This window comes from Ammoniphilus soli, assembly GCF_040813775.1.
In genome coordinates this window covers 222152-239310 of sequence record NZ_JBEGDL010000007.1, presented here as the reverse complement: position 1 = coordinate 239310, position 17159 = coordinate 222152, and the positions used below count along the sequence as shown (strand labels likewise).

The window sequence follows — 17159 nt, the reverse complement described above, 5'->3', positions numbered from 1 at the left end:
CAAAGGAGTGTGAATCATGAACTACAGACAACAAGCGTCAGTACAATTTCTTCCCCCAAGCGCGATTACCCCTTATATTGGGCAATGGATTACCACAACAGTTCCTACAGAAGGCCAAATTACGGCATATGTCAGCAACTATAATGCGAGAAACGGAATGGTAGATTTATGGGTATACCGCCCCGGCTCTTACCAGCCTCAATTTATGCAGTATCATTATTCAGATCTTATAGGCATAGGTCCTTATTACGGGCCCATCCCGCCCTATCAGCCAGCCCCGCGTCCGCCTGTTCCGCCATCTCCGTTTCCGCCTTCCCCCTATCCTCCGGCTCCCTATCCGCCATACCAGCCTCCTTATCCCCCTCCTAGCCCTAGAAGATCATGCGCCAATTATCCGGACATCTCCCAGCAAATCTCCTGCTATTTAGGAATACTTCCCCCCATATAGCAAAATCTTTCTTTAAACACAAAAGGAGCGTCCCATTCACTCGGACGCTCCCTCTACCGCTTATTTCCGCAGGCGATTTTCCAATTCTTCTTTTTCCTTCTCATAGCCTGGCTTGCCCAGCAAAGCAAACATATTCTTCTTGTATGCTTCTACACCGGGCTGATCAAAGGGATTTACTCCCAGTAAATAGCCGCTGATTCCACAAGCTTTTTCAAAAAAATAAACCATCTGCCCAAAGGTATATTCATTCATTTGATCGATGGAGACCACCAGATTAGGGACACCTCCATCAATATGGGCCAGGAGCGTGCCTTCAAAGGCTTTCTTGTTCACTTCATCCATCGTTTTTCCAGCGAGGAAATTTAAGCCGTCGATGTTATCCGGATCCTCTTCAATGGTCAATTGCACCTTCGGCTGCTCCACATGGATAACTGTTTCGAAAATATTCCGCAGCCCATCCTGAACATATTGACCCATGGAATGAAGGTCGGTGGAAAAATCGAGGGAGGCCGGAAAAATGCCTTTCTGATCTTTTCCTTCACTTTCTCCAAACAACTGTTTCCACCATTCCGCGACATAGTGTAAAGAAGGCTCATAGTTAACAAGAATCTCTGTCGTCTTTCCTTTGCGGTATAGCGCATTTCGCGCAGCCGCGTATTGATAGCTCGCATTGCTCATAAGATCCGGATTGTTGTATGTATGATAGGCATCTGCTGCACCTTGCATGATTTGCTCAATGTTCGCGCCACTCACGGCGATGGGAAGCAAGCCCACAGCTGTCAATACCGAATACCTTCCCCCTACATCATCCGGGATGACAAAGGTCTCATAGCCTTCTTCCGTCGCAAGCTTCTTTAGCGCCCCCTTTTCCTTGTCTGTCGTGGCGTAAATTCGTTTTCTGGCTTCTTCTTTTCCATACTTTTTCTCCATATAATCCCGGAATAAGCGGAAAGCTACAGCAGGCTCTGTCGTCGTGCCCGATTTGGAAATGACGTTAATAGAGATATCCTTCCCTGCCAATACATCAAACAAATGGGCTACATAGGTTGAACTGATATTCTGCCCTACGAAATAAATCTGCGGGGCAGACTGAGCCATCTGATTATAAAAGGTATGGGAGAGCATTTCGATAGCTGCCCTGGCGCCTAGGTAGGAACCGCCAATACCGATTACGACTAAAGCTTGAGAGTCGCTCTTTATTCGTTCCGCTGCCGCCTGGATCCGCGAAAATTCTTCTTTATCATAGGAAAGCGGAAGATCCACCCAGCCAACATAATCATTGCCCGCTCCTGTTTTTTCATGAAGCATCCCGTGGGCGGCTTTCACGAAACCGGACAAGCTTTCAATTTCCTCTTGCTTCATAAATGAAAGAGCATTCGAATAGTCAAAACGTATACTCATTTTCCAACCTCCCCTTATATCGTATTATCCTTTCTAATAAACCATGGCCGTAACCCTTACCTACTTATCTTTTACCATTATCATCAATACACTCTGCCTCCTGCCAAGAAAACTTGCCAAAAAGAGAGCATGTAACGCTCGCGCTACATGCTAGAAAGTAATGATGCTACTAGTTGATAAGGGATGGAGAATATTTCAATTTTTATTATATGACAGTGGGACTAATAATTCAACACAAGGACAAATCCAGTCCCGAAATGTTTTTCACACCAAAAGTACCCCTTCGCCCACTTTGAACATAAGGTATGGTAACTGCCCATAAATGATACCAAAAAGGAGGAGAAATCGTTGAGTGAACTTGAGCTTTCCCCTGAATGGAAAAAATGGACGGATCAAATGGTCCGATGGATTCATGAGCATAAAGAATTCATTTCCACCCTTCAGTCTCAAGCAAGGGTTACCCCTGAGCAATCTGCTGCCTTGAACAAGTGGCAAAAGCGCTTTTCTCAGCTTCTTTACGAATTTGAGCAACAGAACCAAACCCCTCTTACCAATAGCCAGCTTACCTTAAAGCAGCTTTATAAACATGCCCAATACTTAAGAGAACAATTTTTGAATTTTGCCAAGCAACAATTCTCCATCCATGAAGTCCAACCCGTCAGCAATCGCTCAGAGGAAGAGGTTACCGTTGAGCGCCCCATTGGTCCTGTACCGATAGGCGGACATACCTTGCCTCCCTTGCCTTATCCCTATAATGCTTTAGAACCCTATATTGATGAAAAAACCATGAGGCTGCACCATGATGTCCATCACAAAAGCTACGTGGATGGGCTTAATAAGGCTGAGCAAGAGATGCAAAAGGCAAGACAGACCGGAGATTACTCGCTTATCAAGCATTGGGAACGGGAAGCTGCCTTTAATGGGGCAGGACATTATTTGCACACCATATTTTGGAATAATATGCGACCTGGCGGAGGGGGAAGACCCAAAGGGAATTTATTGCGTCAGATCGAGCAGACCTTCGGCACCTTCCAACAGTTTAAGCAGCATTTTTCTGCAGCTGCCGAAAAAGTCGAAGGCGGCGGTTGGGCTTTGCTTGTCTGGTCTCCCCGTTCCCACCGATTAGAAATTCTTCAGGCAGAAAAACATCAGAATCTGTCCCAACAGGATGTAATCCCTCTTCTCGTACTGGACGTATGGGAGCATGCCTATTACTTAAAATATCAAAATAAACGCAAGGATTATATTGATGCGTGGTGGAATGTGATCAACTGGGAGGATGTAGCCTCTCGTTACCAAGCCGCTAGCCAGTTGAAATGGAATCCTTATTAAGGATGGCGCTGCCATCCTTTATTCATTTTCAATCAGCTTATCTAATTTCCTTCTCCGTTTCTTTTCTTTTCGTCTTTCCTCCTTCGCTTCTTCCCCTAAAGCTTTTAGAATAGAAACGCACATCAGTCCCATAATGATCGCAAAAGGAAGTGCCGTGACAATGGAAGCCGTCTGCAGGGCTTGCAGACCTCCGCTTAATAATAAAACAATAGCAATCGACGATTGCAGGAAACCCCATGTAATTTTGACGCGATTCGTAGGGTTTAACCGGCCTTCGGAGGAGAGCATCCCCAAAACGAAGGTTGCTGAATCAGCTGAGGTAATAAAGAAAGTAATAATGAGCAGCGTAGCCAGCATAGATAACAGCTGTCCGAAAGGCAAATAGCCTAGAGTTGTAAACAAAGCTGTAGTAACGTCATTTTGTACGGCTTCTGCAATGTTCAGTTTTTCAAACATTTCAAGATGAAGCGCCGTGCCGCCAAAGACAGAGAACCAAAAAAAGCTAAATAAACTTGGGATGAGAAGAACACCTAACACAAATTCTTTGATGGTCCGCCCCTTAGACACACGAGCGATAAACATCCCTACGAAGGGCGCCCACGAAATCCACCAAGCCCAGTAAAACAACGTCCAGCTTCCTACCCAAGGATTTTGGGTGAAAGGCGAAAGCCGTAAGCTCATCTGAATAAGATTTTGCATATAACTGCCCAAAATGGTTGTGAAGGTATCAAGAAGAAAGAATGTCGGACCCAAAACCAGAGTAGCAAGCAAGAGACCAAGAGCGACGAGCAAATTGGTATTGCTCAGAATCCGGATACCTCGATCCAGTCCTGTTGTCGCTGACAGCATAAAAAGAATCGTGACTACACCTATAATCAGGACTTGTACAAAAGCAGTCGAGGGCACATCCAGAAGATAATTTAATCCCCCATTAATTTGCAAAGTCCCTAAGCCTAGGGATGTAGCAACGCCGAAGGCCGTCGCGATAATGGCTAAAATATCAATGGCCTTGCCGATGGGTCCCTTCACTTTTTCCCCAAGGATCGGGTAGAATGTCCAACTGATCAAGCCCTGGTATCCTTTTCGATATTGAAAATACGCCAGAGCAAGAGCAATGACCGTGTAAATTCCCCAAGGGTGCAGTCCCCAATGGAAAAAAGCATATCGCAATGCCATTCGGGCTGCGTCAGGCGTCTGTGCCTCACCCATCGGAGGGGTTATGTAATGATTGATGGGCTCCGCTACCCCCCAAAACACTAGCCCAATTCCCATCCCTGCACTGAACAGCATGGCAAACCATGACATATTTGAATACTCCGGATCATCATCATCTGCTCCGAGACGAATTTGCCCATATTTACTGAAAGCGATGTAGAGCGAAAAGATAAGAAAAGCGAAGGCTGCAATCATATACAACCATCCGAATTTTCCAATTGTAAATCCGAGAGCATCATTAGCGACTTCAGCCAAATTGTCCGGTTTAATTGCCCCCCAAAGAACAAACAACGCTACAATAGCTACAGAAAGGTAAAATACCATAGGATCCTCCTACTTTTTTCCTAACCCTTAATTTTCCAAAATGCATTAGAATCTATGCACATGACATTTTGCATCTTCCTTGTTTTGGTTATGTTATGATAGAAAAAAGGTCGAATAGGAGGAGAACCAAATCATGATAGACTACCAATGGGGAATCGTGGGGATTGGGAAGTTAGGAAAAGCCATTGTCCACCAATTGCAAGGACAGCAACAGGACATCCGCTTTTATCATCCGAACGCAACGAAAGCCGCCAACTTTCAACAAGAGTTTCCCAATACCCAATCTGTAACTAAAGAGGAATTATCCCGTTTTCGACATCTTATTCTTGCCTTGCCTGCGGGACAGATCGTTCCTTTTATTCAGGAACTGGAAGCAGATGCGATATCGCTTAAGGATACGCTGCTTATCAATATCGCCACTGCTAAGCTAACCGCCGAGCTGCAGGACACATTTCCTCATCTCCATTGGATGAGTTTAAAGTTTATGGGCCACTCCGAAGATCTTCTGATACATGGAAACGGTTTATTTATTGCAGAGCCGAAGCCTAATTATGGACAACTTGAACAAGAAGCCATCCAATTTTTTTCTCAAATAGGCAAGGTTATGTTCGATGAAGAAACGTCTGTTGAGAAATTAAACAAGCTAGCTACTTACTATGCGATAAAGGCAGCCAAAGAATTAGAAGCGGAATTGCGTCGCCAAGGCTTTCCGAAAGAATATGAAGCCCGCGCTCTCGCTTCCCTCGCCCCCGAGGTCCTGCGTTCCTATTCCATGGGAACCATGGGGCACTTCGCCCAAAGCATAGCGGATTCATTCGAAAAGAAGGATGCTTAGGCAAGCATTCCTTCACCTAGAAATAACAAGGAGGAAGCACATCTGTGAAATGGCTTCAAATGTTTATCTTCATCATACTGCTCGCTGGTTGCGGCAGCGAACCGCCCCCTGAAATAGACTGGAAGGTTAGCCCAACCTTCCAGTCCGGAGGACAAACAATGAGGGGTATAGAAGGACACCTGGCCCTCCTCGAAAAACCTTTCAAAGCAGGGCAAAGGGACGAATATGATTGGCATTTTTGGGGTTCGACGGCTGAATTGGCGGGAAAACTGACAGTGATTGCCGTTCACCAAGAAACAAGTAATACATTGACGCTAATCGATCGGCTATTTATGGTCCCCGTTAAACCTCAAAATGGAGCCGACAACTCTGCCCATTCTGTACTTTCTCTCCCAAGCTCAGGACTCTGGCGCTTGGATGCCTATATCAATGGGCAGATGTTCGGCAGCGTTATTGTTGACGTACAGGAATAGACTCTATATATGGTAGGGTGGGTCCTCTCTCTTTTGAGGACGGGCTAACGGGAGAAAGTCCGCTTATTTTTCCCTTTTTCTTAAAGAAAAGGGAATGAAGCGGACTTTCTCCTGTTAGTGCCCGGACTCTAGCTTCCGTCTAGATATGATATTCAACCTGCAAGTCTTCCAATTGCAGGACTTTTCCAGTTGGCTTTACCCGATTTTGCAGGAACTTCACCAATTGCTCCGCCACATGAGCCGGATCAACTCCCGTAGCTTGCATGTTCGTTTTCATGCTTCCAGGATTAATGACATAGGCATAAATGCCATTTCGTCTTTCTTCCTCGTCGATGGAGTAAGTCAACGCTTCAATTGCTGCCTTACTTGCACTATATCCTCCAAATCCGTCAGCCCCTGTTTTGGCTATCCCAGACGTAAAATTAATGATTTGACCTTGCTTTTGCTTTCTCATCTGAGGGATGACTTCACGGCTCATCAGAAAAGTCCCTGTTAAGTTATTAGTAATCTGATAATTCCATTCTTCCAAGCTGCTATCAGCGACAGTGCTGTTAGCGAAGACGGCTGCAGTATTGATTAATACATCAACCCTGCCAAAACGGCTAATGGCTTCATGAACTAGTGTTTTTACCTCATTTTCATGAGATACGTCGGCTGGAATAGCTACTATATGATTAGAATATTCCTCTAGCTCTCTTTCAAGCTCTGTCAGCTTGGTTGGCCGTCTTCCGCAAACCACAAGCTTCGCTCCCTCTTTCGCCAACTGCAAAGCCAGCTCTTTTCCTAATCCTGTTCCGGCACCAGTGATCAATACCACCTGTTCATTTAACGCACTCATTTTAACTCCCCTTCCCCTATTTTATTATCCCGACTAATTCAGTGTGATTTAGTTTGATTAATTATATAAAGTTATCCTGTATATTTCAATACATAATTTTTAGTTTTTTATGTCTTTTTTAAGTATTCGAGAGGCATCTGGAGGATCTAAGAGGATTTTGGAAGAAGGTCAGGGTTCATCTCCTCTGACCTTCGGAGATCTCCCATTATTTGGGGTCATCCTAGGATACCGGCTTTGACGCACCTCACCGCTCACGATAAGATAGAACATGTAAAGAAAAATTGAATAACTGGAGGAAAGGATGATTTCAAATACAACAGCGGCTCCCTTTCAGTTCCGCAGGCCGGATAAGGAAGACGGAGCGCGCATATGGGAGTTAATAAAAAGCACGCGTACCCTTGACGTTAATTCAGCCTATTGCTATCTCATGCTATGCGAATGGTTTCCAGATACTTGTGTTATAGCAGAAGACAATGAACAAATTGTCGGCTTTGTGTCCGCATTCCGACCACCTGAAACCATAGACGTCATCTTCGTATGGCAAGTCGCCGTCCACGAATCACAACGAGGGAAAGGACTGGGGAAAAGACTTTTGCTGGAGCTACTAAACCGGAAGTCTTGTGAAAACATTCACTATCTTGAAGCTACCGTTTCACCGTCCAACCTACCCTCTCAGTCCTTATTCAAAAGCCTAGCCAAACAACTGGACTGCTCTTGTGTGGTTCAAGACTGCTTTTCTGTAGATATGTTTCCGGAACCCGGACATGAAGCCGAACCCATCTATCGGATCGGCCCTTTTTAGAACGTGAATTTCAAGAATATTAAGAAAGGTTGTGGAATAATGGCAGTTTTAAAAGCATTAGATACTTCATTGCGAGTTTTTGAGGAGCTTGAATCTGAAGTTCGCAGTTATATCCGCAGTTTTCCCACGACGTTTGTCAAAGCAAAGGGACATACGCTTTGGGATACAGAAGGAAAAGAATATATTGACTTTTTTGCAGGGGCAGGTGCTTTAAATTACGGGCATAATCACCCTCAAATGAAAGAAAAGCTCATTTCTTATATTGCCGAAGACGGGATTACCCACAGTCTGGATATGGCAACCCAGGCGAAGGCAACATTTCTGGAGAAATTCAACGAGACAATACTGAAACCTAGAAAACTAGATTACAAAGTCATGTTTCCTGGACCGACAGGAACCAATACCGTAGAAAGCTCCTTGAAGCTCGCTCGTAAGGTGACGGGCCGTGATTTAGTGATTAGCTTTACTAATGCCTTTCATGGGATGACCCTTGGCTCTCTCTCGATTACAGGAAATGCTTTTAAGCGTGATGGGGCCGGCATCCCGCTGCATAACAGTGTATCGATGCCGTTTGACAATTATCTTGGCAATGAGATTGACACCGTCGATTATCTTGAACGTTTCCTAGAAGATAACGGAAGCGGAGTCGCTCTTCCGGCAGCCATCATCCTAGAAACGCTCCAAGGAGAGGGAGGTTTGAATTCAGCTAGCTACGAATGGATCAAGCGCGTCGAAGATATTTGCCGCCGATGGGATATTTTGCTCATAGTTGATGATGTTCAGGTCGGATGCGGTCGTACAGGTCCGTTTTTCAGCTTTGAACCGGCGGGCATTCAGCCGGACATTGTTTGTCTTTCTAAATCCATAAGCGGGTACGGTATTCCTATGGCTCTTACCCTGATAAAACCAAAATATGACATTTGGTCTCCGGGTGAACATAACGGAACCTTCCGAGGCCATAACCTCGCTTTCATTACAGCGACGGAAGCCCTCACCTTCTGGAAGACAAATCAATTTAGCCAAGAGATCCAAGAAAAGGGAGCTAAAGTAGAACAGTTCCTGGAACGTTTAGTCGTCCAATATCCCGAAATTCAGGGAACCGTTCGCGGACGCGGACTGATGCGAGGCGTTGCCTGCGGCCCTGAGGGATTAGCGGAAAACATTTGTGCAGCTGCCTTTGAGCGCGGACTAATCATGGAAACATCGGGACCTAACAGTGAAGTGTTTAAAATTATGCCTCCTTTAACCATTGACCATAATGCCCTTAATCGAGGTTTTGAAATCATTGAAGCGAGTGTCAAAGCTTGTTTAAATAAATAAACCCATTAGAGGAGGAAGAAGCATGATTGTAAAATCTTTAAACGAAATCAAAGGAACCGAGGACCACGTAGACGAAAAGAACTGGGAAAGCAGACGCTTTTTGCTGAAAAAGGATGGGATGGGATTTTCCCTTCATGATACGATCATTCGAGCAGGGACGGAATCAATCTTCTGGTACAAATATCATCAAGAAGCCGTTTACTGCATTGAAGGGGAAGGTGAGATCGAGGACTTGACTAACAGCAAGACGTATCCGATTCAAGCAGGAACCATGTATGCACTAAACGGCCATGAAAAGCATTGCTTGCGGGCAAAAACGGATATGCGGATGGTATGCGTGTTTAATCCTCCTTGCACTGGCCGGGAAACCCATGATGAAGATGGGGCTTACCCTATGCCAGCCAAAGAAACGGTGTAAACCAAAGCTTAATAGATAGGAGTTGATTTTATGATCGATCTATATCCATCTAGAAAATTTGACAAACCCATTATCACAGAGAGAAAAGATCCTGTGGTCTACTCTTCTCGGTCTAAGCCCGGTCCCCTGCGCGCCGATCAGCTAAGATCCTATGAAGAAAACGGGTTCCTATTCTTGGACAGCTTCTTTAACGAAGCCGAAGTGGCCAAGATGCGTGAAGAACTTTCACGTGTCTTGGAGTCAAGCAAAGACTCTCTGGCAAAAGAAGTCATTCGCGAGCCAGAAAGCCAAGAGGTCCGATCTGTCTTCGCCGTCCATGAGCACGATGATTTCTTTCAAGGTTTATCCAGCGATAAACGACTCGTTGAGATTATGCGCCAGTTGCTTGGCAGTGACGTTTACATCCATCAATCCCGAATTAATTTAAAATCAGGGTTTACAGGCAAGGAGTTTTATTGGCACTCCGATTTCGAGACATGGCATGTGGAAGACGGCATGCCCCGGATGAGAGCCATTAGCTGCTCCATTACCCTAACGGAAAACACGCCATTTAACGGTCCGCTTATGCTCATTCCTGGTTCTCATAAACGTTTTGTAGCATGCGTCGGGGAAACCCCTGATGCCCATTATGAGAAGTCGCTCCGTAAGCAAGAATATGGAGTCCCTGATCAGGTCAGCTTGACTTTGCTAGCAGAACAAGGCGGCATAGTCGCTCCAACAGGACCAGCCGGATCGGTTATTCTATTCGACTGCAATATCATGCACGGCTCGAATAGCAACATCACGCCTCAACCGCGAAGCAATGTATTCTTCGTCTTTAATAGTGTAGAGAATAAACTGGTTGATCCATTCTCCGGGCAAAAGCCTAGACCGAGTTATATTGCAGCAAGAGATAAGGAAATGTCGCGTATATAAGTTAAGAGGGTACCTTTTGCGGTACCCTCTTTAAGATTTGTTTCTAGGCATTCTCCGGCTTCTTTCTCCAAGTCGTATTCTCCCATGAGACCGGACAAGTATCGAAGGTCTCCCCTTCGTGAAACGACTTTTCCAAACCATTTTTCTCACAAATATACATGCCATCTTCCGGAGCCTTGTCTCCTGTTTGAAACACTTGATCCATAAAAGCCTCCCCTTTCGCCAAGATAATCAGCCATCAATATAATCGGGATCAAAGGAAGCTTTACCTTCCTTCTTCAGATGATACGCTTGATCGTTAATTTCTTCTTGCTGTTCGACTCTTTCCTGATTAAATTTCTTGGCCTCATCCAATCTTTCTTGATTAAATTTTTTAGCTTTATCCTTATCTCTTTCAAAAAATAAATGATCCATAATTATCACCTCAAGGTTATTGTGTCAAACCCTGTAATAAATGATGTAACTACATAAGAAGCATTGGACAAAAAATAAAAACGGCAAGGATTAGATAATATGTATTACCCCATTCCTCACCGTTTTTTATTTTTGGCTGACCCGGACTGTATTGCCGACAAGTTCTTTTTCACTTCCATTAGTTCAGATGCAACATTCAGTTTCTCCTGACGGGATTGAATATTGGATAAACGGTTTTGCAGTTCTTTTAGCTGTGATTGGATTTGCGCAAATTGTGCATCCTCCCCATTTTTTGGATTGCAATTTAACGGAGGCAATTTTTCAATAAGATTGTTCGCTAAATCTGAAAGCCCATTGTCTTTGCCTTTCTCCTCTTGTCCCAGCTTTAGCGTTTTATTGATAGCAAAAATCAGTGCGCCAATAGCTATGATCCATATTGCAACCACTTCGATATTGTCATCAAAAAAGGACATAAGGCTTCCCCTTTATGGAGTGCTTTTTTTAGTGACAAGCTGCTGCTCGATTTGCAGGATCTGTCTTTCTAATTGCATCAGCTGCATTTGAATTTGTTGCTTCTGAAATTGTTTTTTCTGAAACTCCAATTGGGATCTCATTTCATCTATTGATTGTTGCATGTTTTGAGCTATAGGTCCAGGAAGCACAGCATCTTCTGTTTCTGGTGCAACAGCCAGTGTTCCGCCGATAGCAGAGAGTAAGTCCGCCAATACTGTAGTCCATGCGCCAATAAGGGTTAATGCTTCAGGAATATTCGTATTTTCTCCCATTCGAACACCTCATAGACTTTTTGCCTTACATCATAGCCTATGCAAGAACAGCAAAAAGGGTGGCTTCATCAGCCCACCCCGATCTTGTTATTTCATAGAAATCAACGTGGTACTGCCAAGCAAGTAGATCCACCACATCCCATGACAGCTCATCGATCCTGGACAGTAGGATACATTCGGATAGCTGAGGATATTTCCTGCAGTTCCGGAGTGATGGCATCTGCCAGGGCTCGAACGTCTGGATCTGACTTTAGGCTGTCTGGCATAATATCCAAAAGATTTATTGAATAGATATCCTTCATAGAGGATTGATCACCTCCAAAATAGAAAAGGCCACGTAGCAGCTCCTGATATATAATAACTCCCCCAGGGATCCTACTTCGCCCCCACCTCCAATCAGGGCTTTTCGGACATAGTTTGCTAGGGGATGTTATTAGTGAAAATAAAAAAAGGAATATCGTAATTGATACTCCTTTACACACCTTAAAGAGAAGTTTTTAGTTATTAGGGGTTTCAAGGTGTGATTCCCCTTAATTCAGTATATTGATTAGGCTAACACAATGTTATTGTAGCTATAATAAATTTCAACAACTCAGTCATCCGTCTATACACTATATACCTACTCCGCATATGTTGGTCTTGATCACATAAGCGAAAGGGGATATTTTTCGGATCCACGTTTAGCACAACTTCTTCAAAAGACCAGTTTGTATGGAACCTTGGCAAAGTATTACGAACATATTGATCCGGAGAAACACATTTATTTTTACAGAAAGCATTTAAAGTACGAGATGCAATTGGTACAACTATATTGGCAATTACACGGTTCAATGGAAGTAGCTACCGGAAGAGAATACTATCATAGTTGAGGGGCCGAATGGCTCCTTCCCTCGATTAGTTTTGGTTAGAAATAAATAGGTCATTTTACATTAAATTATTCCGGTTATAAAAAGTAGACCAGGAGAGTAATTTAGATCAAGGGTTTTCGTGCCTTGGTGCCCTTAACATTCCCTTTTCCCCAAGGCCGAAAAAAAGCAGGGTATCTATACGAACCGCTATCCTTAAAAAGGAATAGCGGTTCTCTTTGTATTAATGTTAGTTTTGTTAACAATCCAGGATTAGAAAAATATAATTTTTTTCTTAAGATAAGCTAACTAGACGTTGAAATCGTCAGCTTCGCTCCAGCTTCTACAACAACTGTTGAAACATAATAGAATAAGGCTGTCGGAATCGGCAGCCTTATTCCCAAAACTTTGTTAAACTCAGCGAAATTATTACATACAAAAATAAGAATCAAATCAAAAAGGATGAGATTACGTTTAATAGTAAAAAGACCATCGCGAGCTGTTCTCGAAATGATCTTTATCTCAACACAGCATCTCATAGATATTTCTATAAGCTTTTCTTAATGTTAACTCAACAATATCAATTTCTTTATAAGTCAGTCCATAAACCTCAATTAACTGATTTCTTAACTCCTTACTAACCACATCATTAAAATTGTTGGAGTCCATTCGCATTAAATCAATAATACGGTTTATTTCTAATTTCCCCATAATCTCTAATCCCCCGACAAGGAAAACTCCCCGATGCTCATCAAATACTCACCCACATTTACTGGAACACATAAACAAAAGAACATCCAACAAGGACGTCATAAGAAAGTTAGTTTTGGTTAGATTTTATTTAACAATAGTCCACTCAATGAAAACTCCGAGATGTTTTCAGAAGGCTTAAAGTAACTTTATTGAGACTATAGAATCCCGATATATCCGAATAACTATCCAACAAACATAAAAAAGCCCCTTCCAAATTAATCTAAAGGGCTAAGGTGATTAACTTTTAGCATGAAAGGAACATTGGTTGCAAGTAGATTTTTTCATGCCTAACATGCGAGAGTGTTGGGCTTTTTCATTTTTTCAATTAGCCATTTCCCTAATAGTCCGATTCCAATATAAATAGGGAAGGAGTATATGTGCTTCCAGCCATAAGGTTCATAAATATTGGTCCACTCAAGGAAAGGTTCAGAGATAAAGGCAAAAAAGAAAGCTGCTATTACACTCCCCCAAAAGAATGATCTCCATTTACAGAAATATTGATAAATCAACATATAAGCAATGGGTAATATCGTAAAATCGAATGGTAACAACGGGGTACATACCGGTAGTAACTGAATTGGATAACTCCATAAATGACGATTCCAACCAAGTACATCTAAAAATGAAGCTATTAAAGCAATGAAAAGTCCAAAGGCGAATATTTCTAGCTTACGATTTTTATCAAGGAATCTCCTCCAAATAAACCACGGCACAATAGTTAATACGAGAATTAACCACCATTGCCATGTAAATAGCTCATGATTAATCCAATGATCGTAGACCACTTGGGATATTTCTCCTTCAAGTTTTTGTATTTCTTTTTCCATAACCCCACCCTTTCATTGTGCACTAAAATATCCATATAAAACTCTTTATCCCCTTGTTTTATTACTTCTAACCAACATTTTCATTTAAAACAAAGTAACCGTTGTTATCCAGGGATGCTGCGCGCCATCTAAACAAAGTTCGATTTGGTTAGGTTTCGAAACATCACTCCTTTCATTACAAAAAGACCCTGAGTTTGTCAGGATCTTTGAAGAACTTCTCTTTTATAATAAAATGAATAAATCCTTAGTTGGATAGCCTTCTAGATACCTTCGCCAAGAAAAAAGTTCGTGAAAGAAGTATTAGGTTTGCGCTGGCAGGATATGGACCTTAAATCAGGAAAACTTAGCTTAGTTCAGTCCTTAATTTATGACGATGAAGGATATCGTTTTGGAGATCTGAAAACTAGCGGATCAAGTCGCCAGATATCAATTGATGAATCAATATGTTCGGAGTTAAAACATTACAAAGCACAACAAAATCAGATGAAGCTTATGTTGGGGAAAGCATACAAAGATTCATGATCTTGTTTTCTGTTATGAGGATGGAAAACCAATCCACCCCCGATCAATGACTGATGTTTTTGGTCGAATAATTAAAAAAGCGGATGTACCAAAGGTCAGATTCCATGACCTTCGGCATACCCATGCAACTATTTTATTAAAACTCGGAGTAAACCCAAAGATCGTTTCAGAACGTTTAGGACATTCCTCCATTAAGACCACATTAGACACATATAGCCACGTAACTCCAGATATGCAAGAGGAGAGCGCTAAAATCTTTGCTAATGCTCTTAGAAAAAGCGAGTGATGAATGTGGTCAAAATGTGGTCAACTACCTAATCAACTTACTTCAAACCCTATTATTTCAAGGCTAACCACGCGACACTCTCTACATGAAACGTTTGCGGGAACATATCTACCGGCTGTACTTCCTGCGTCCGGTAACCTCCATCCTCTAAAATGCGCAAATCGCGTGCCAATGTGCTGGGATTACATGAAACATAAACGATTCGCTTCGGCTTCATTTGAATCAGCGTATCCAACAGCGTCTCATCACATCCCTTACGCGGGGGATCCACAACGACGACGTCCGCTTGTATTCCTTGGGCATACCACCAGGGAATAATCTTTTCAGCTTCACCTACAGCAAATTCCACATTTTCCATGGCATTCAGGCGCGCATTTCGCTTCGCATCAGCAATCGCTTCGGGAACGATCTCCACGCCGTAAACCTTCTTGGCCTTCTGGGCCAGAAATAAAGAAATCGTTCCAATCCCGCAATAAGCGTCAATCACAATTTCATTCCCGGTCAGGTTGGTATACTCCAATGCTTTTCCATACAAGATCTCCGTCTGAACCGGATTGACTTGATAGAAGGAACGGGCAGAAATGGCAAACTTAATATCTCCAATATAATCATAAATGTAGGGCTCTCCCCACAATACTTTCGTTTCCTCACCAAAGATCACATTGGTTTGCTTGCTGTTAATGTTCAAGACGATGCTCTTCAGGTCATCGATTTTTTTCGTTAGTTGATTAACTAACTCTTCCTGATTTGGAAACTTACTTCCATTCATCACTAAAACCAGCATGATCTCACCGGTCTTAAAACCAACCTTCACCACCACATGGCGGAGCAGCCCTTCTCCTGTTTCTTCGTTATAGGCGCGAATCCCCAACGAAGCAGCCACCCTTTTCACCTGGTCCACGACCTCATCATTTTTCTCATGCTGGATGAGACAGGCGTCCATATTGATGATGCGATGGGATCGCTGAGCATAAAAGCCTCCGATCAAACCCCCCTCTTCTTCGCCAATGGGAACCTGAGCTTTATTTCGATAGCGCCAAGGCTCCTTCATCCCGATTGTCGGATGAACTTTAGCATGTTCAATCTTCCCTAGCCTCTTTAAATTATCTTGGACGATCGCGGTTTTCTGATTTAATTGCCCCTCATAGCTTAGATGCTGAAGAGAACAGCCGCCGCACTGCTGATACACTGGACAGGGCGGCTCTTGGCGGTGTGCGCTTGGCTCGATTACGCGAAGTAACTTGCCGTAGCCAAAATTCTTTTTAACCTTAAGGACCTTAGCCATGACTTTCTCACCAGGGAGGGCATGAGGAATGAACAGCGTAAAACCTTCCACCTTCCCCACGCCATCTCCTTCATGAGTCAGGCCGGTAATCTCCAATTCAATTTCTTCATTCTTTGTTACGGGTATCGTTGCTTGTTTACTCATAATTCCACCTATTTCTCTGGCATGATCACGCTGATATGCTTGGGCAAAGCCGTAAATGTCATGGGAAGTTCGCCGCCCAGCTCCCCATCCAGATTCAAGAGGACCTTGGATTGGGAGGTTGCTTTCAAGTGACTGGTTTGAAAATAAACAACGTCTGGATCTTTAATATGCTCTCCCTTGAGCACATGGGTAGCAATGCGTAGAAATTCCGGAAACGTTGTTTTCTTCAAGATCAGACAATCAAACTTCCCATCGGTTAAACTGGCATACGGGGCGAGTCTTTCCATTCCCCCTACGGAGTTGCTGTTTGCAATCAAAAATAACATAATCTCTTCATCGATAATCTTCGTATCCGTTTCGATGCGAACATGGCTAGGACGGATGAAGGGAAGCTTTTCAATCCCCTTCACATAATAAGCAAGCTGACCCATGATGGTCTTCAGCCTGCTCGGTACCTCATATGTCAAATCGGTTAAAGCCCCTCCACCCGCAATATTGATGAAATATCTATTATTGATTTTTCCAATATCTATCGGGGTCGGCGTTCCCTTCACAATCATCTCGCAGGCACCCTTGATATTTTTCATGGGCAAGCCGATCGCCCGTGCAAAGTCATTTGTCGTCCCTGCCGGGATAATTCCCAGAGGAGGCCTGCCTTCCACTTCGGCCATCCCATTGACCACTTCATAGAGCGTTCCATCTCCGCCTGCCGCAATGATGAGATCAAATTTTCTTTCGATGGCTTGCGCTGCAGCTTGTGTCGCATCCCCCGCCTTTTTCGTAGCATGACATGAGGTTTCATATCCAGCCTGCTCCAAAAAATCGAGGATCTCCGGCAATTTGTCCTTAAACTCTTCCCTTCCAGATGAAGGATTGTAAATTAACCGTGCACGCTTCATTCTTATCATCACCTTTAGTTTATCCATCATTATCCATCATATCTCATTTGAAGCGGATAAAAAAGTTTTCCTCGCTTT

General features: G+C 43.4%; 20 protein-coding genes and 1 pseudogene. 9 read left to right on the top strand and 12 right to left on the bottom strand.

Annotation, left to right across the window (positions count from 1 at the left end):
- The first annotated feature begins 16 nt into the window (after positions 1 to 16).
- Complete coding sequence (locus tag ABLT31_RS16385) at positions 17 to 448, top strand: hypothetical protein (RefSeq protein WP_367753469.1); 432 nt, start codon at positions 17 to 19, stop codon at positions 446 to 448.
- A gap of 60 nt (positions 449 to 508) precedes the next feature.
- On the opposite strand, the gene ABLT31_RS16380 is transcribed toward ABLT31_RS16385, so the two are convergent.
- Positions 509 to 1849: a glucose-6-phosphate isomerase gene (locus ABLT31_RS16380; protein WP_367753467.1), complete on the bottom strand. Its 1341-nt coding sequence runs from the start codon at positions 1847 to 1849 to the stop codon at positions 509 to 511.
- A gap of 348 nt (positions 1850 to 2197) precedes the next feature.
- On the opposite strand from ABLT31_RS16380, the gene ABLT31_RS16375 reads away from it, so the two are divergent.
- Positions 2198 to 3181 (top strand): superoxide dismutase, encoded by a 984-nt coding sequence (locus ABLT31_RS16375; RefSeq protein ID WP_367753465.1) that lies wholly within the window; start codon positions 2198 to 2200, stop codon positions 3179 to 3181.
- An 18-nt stretch (positions 3182 to 3199) separates the two neighbouring features.
- Here the strand turns inward: ABLT31_RS16375 and ABLT31_RS16370 are convergent, their stop codons facing one another.
- Positions 3200 to 4720, bottom strand: a complete 1521-nt coding sequence (locus tag ABLT31_RS16370) for a glycine betaine uptake BCCT transporter (protein ID WP_367753463.1) — start codon at positions 4718 to 4720, stop codon at positions 3200 to 3202.
- 133 nt (positions 4721 to 4853) lie between these two features.
- Between ABLT31_RS16370 and ABLT31_RS16365 the strand changes: the two genes are divergently transcribed.
- Positions 4854 to 5555 carry an NAD(P)-binding domain-containing protein gene (locus ABLT31_RS16365; RefSeq protein ID WP_367753461.1) on the top strand — a complete coding sequence of 234 codons (702 nt, stop codon included), beginning with the start codon at positions 4854 to 4856 and terminating at the stop codon, positions 5553 to 5555.
- Positions 5556 to 5599: 44 nt separating this feature from the next.
- Complete coding sequence (locus tag ABLT31_RS16360; protein WP_367753459.1) at positions 5600 to 6028, top strand: DUF4871 domain-containing protein; 429 nt, start codon at positions 5600 to 5602, stop codon at positions 6026 to 6028.
- 139 nt (positions 6029 to 6167) lie between these two features.
- Here the strand turns inward: ABLT31_RS16360 and ABLT31_RS16355 are convergent, their stop codons facing one another.
- Positions 6168 to 6866: an SDR family NAD(P)-dependent oxidoreductase gene (locus tag ABLT31_RS16355; RefSeq protein ID WP_367753457.1), complete on the bottom strand. Its 699-nt coding sequence runs from the start codon at positions 6864 to 6866 to the stop codon at positions 6168 to 6170.
- Positions 6867 to 7167: 301 nt separating this feature from the next.
- On the opposite strand from ABLT31_RS16355, the gene ectA reads away from it, so the two are divergent.
- From ectA to thpD, 4 genes are read left to right on the top strand one after another with little or no spacing between them, the layout of a single operon-like run.
- On the top strand, positions 7168 to 7668 hold the full coding sequence (gene ectA, locus ABLT31_RS16350; RefSeq protein ID WP_367753455.1) for a diaminobutyrate acetyltransferase: 501 nt from the start codon (positions 7168 to 7170) through the stop codon (positions 7666 to 7668).
- 39 nt (positions 7669 to 7707) lie between these two features.
- The gene (gene ectB / locus ABLT31_RS16345) at positions 7708 to 8988 is read left to right on the top strand and encodes a diaminobutyrate--2-oxoglutarate transaminase (RefSeq protein ID WP_367753453.1); all 1281 of its coding nucleotides are present in this window, start codon (positions 7708 to 7710) and stop codon (positions 8986 to 8988) included.
- A gap of 22 nt (positions 8989 to 9010) precedes the next feature.
- Positions 9011 to 9406 (top strand): ectoine synthase, encoded by a 396-nt coding sequence (locus ABLT31_RS16340; protein WP_367753451.1) that lies wholly within the window; start codon positions 9011 to 9013, stop codon positions 9404 to 9406.
- A gap of 30 nt (positions 9407 to 9436) precedes the next feature.
- Positions 9437 to 10321 (top strand): ectoine hydroxylase, encoded by an 885-nt coding sequence (gene thpD, locus ABLT31_RS16335; protein ID WP_367753449.1) that lies wholly within the window; start codon positions 9437 to 9439, stop codon positions 10319 to 10321.
- Positions 10322 to 10364: 43 nt separating this feature from the next.
- Here thpD and ABLT31_RS16330 read toward each other — a convergent pair whose 3' ends face one another.
- The 7 genes from ABLT31_RS16330 to ABLT31_RS16300 form a co-directional block, all read right to left on the bottom strand.
- Positions 10365 to 10526, bottom strand: a complete 162-nt coding sequence (locus tag ABLT31_RS16330; protein WP_367753447.1) for a hypothetical protein — start codon at positions 10524 to 10526, stop codon at positions 10365 to 10367.
- 26 nt (positions 10527 to 10552) lie between these two features.
- Entirely contained in the window at positions 10553 to 10735 is a 183-nt protein-coding gene (locus ABLT31_RS16325) for a hypothetical protein (RefSeq protein ID WP_367753445.1), read from the bottom strand.
- A 116-nt stretch (positions 10736 to 10851) separates the two neighbouring features.
- Entirely contained in the window at positions 10852 to 11208 is a 357-nt protein-coding gene (locus tag ABLT31_RS16320; protein WP_367753443.1) for a hypothetical protein, read from the bottom strand.
- A gap of 12 nt (positions 11209 to 11220) precedes the next feature.
- Positions 11221 to 11520 carry a hypothetical protein gene (locus ABLT31_RS16315; RefSeq protein WP_367753441.1) on the bottom strand — a complete coding sequence of 100 codons (300 nt, stop codon included), beginning with the start codon at positions 11518 to 11520 and terminating at the stop codon, positions 11221 to 11223.
- A gap of 149 nt (positions 11521 to 11669) precedes the next feature.
- Positions 11670 to 11822, bottom strand: a complete 153-nt coding sequence (locus tag ABLT31_RS16310; RefSeq protein WP_367753439.1) for a hypothetical protein — start codon at positions 11820 to 11822, stop codon at positions 11670 to 11672.
- A gap of 1065 nt (positions 11823 to 12887) precedes the next feature.
- The gene (locus ABLT31_RS16305; protein ID WP_367753437.1) at positions 12888 to 13076 is read right to left on the bottom strand and encodes a hypothetical protein; all 189 of its coding nucleotides are present in this window, start codon (positions 13074 to 13076) and stop codon (positions 12888 to 12890) included.
- Positions 13077 to 13405: 329 nt separating this feature from the next.
- On the bottom strand, positions 13406 to 13945 hold the full coding sequence (locus ABLT31_RS16300) for a CBO0543 family protein (RefSeq protein WP_367753435.1): 540 nt from the start codon (positions 13943 to 13945) through the stop codon (positions 13406 to 13408).
- Between the two features lie 294 nt (positions 13946 to 14239).
- On the opposite strand from ABLT31_RS16300, the pseudogene ABLT31_RS16295 reads away from it, so the two are divergent.
- Positions 14240 to 14753 (top strand): annotated as a pseudogene (locus tag ABLT31_RS16295) (site-specific integrase); the annotation flags it as partial.
- Between the two features lie 52 nt (positions 14754 to 14805).
- On the opposite strand, the gene rlmD reads toward ABLT31_RS16295, so the two are convergent.
- Both rlmD and ABLT31_RS16285 read right to left on the bottom strand, forming a co-directional pair.
- Complete coding sequence (rlmD, locus tag ABLT31_RS16290; protein WP_367753433.1) at positions 14806 to 16182, bottom strand: 23S rRNA (uracil(1939)-C(5))-methyltransferase RlmD; 1377 nt, start codon at positions 16180 to 16182, stop codon at positions 14806 to 14808.
- A gap of 8 nt (positions 16183 to 16190) precedes the next feature.
- Positions 16191 to 17081, bottom strand: a complete 891-nt coding sequence (locus ABLT31_RS16285) for a diacylglycerol kinase (protein ID WP_367753431.1) — start codon at positions 17079 to 17081, stop codon at positions 16191 to 16193.
- Positions 17082 to 17159: the final 78 nt, after the last annotated feature.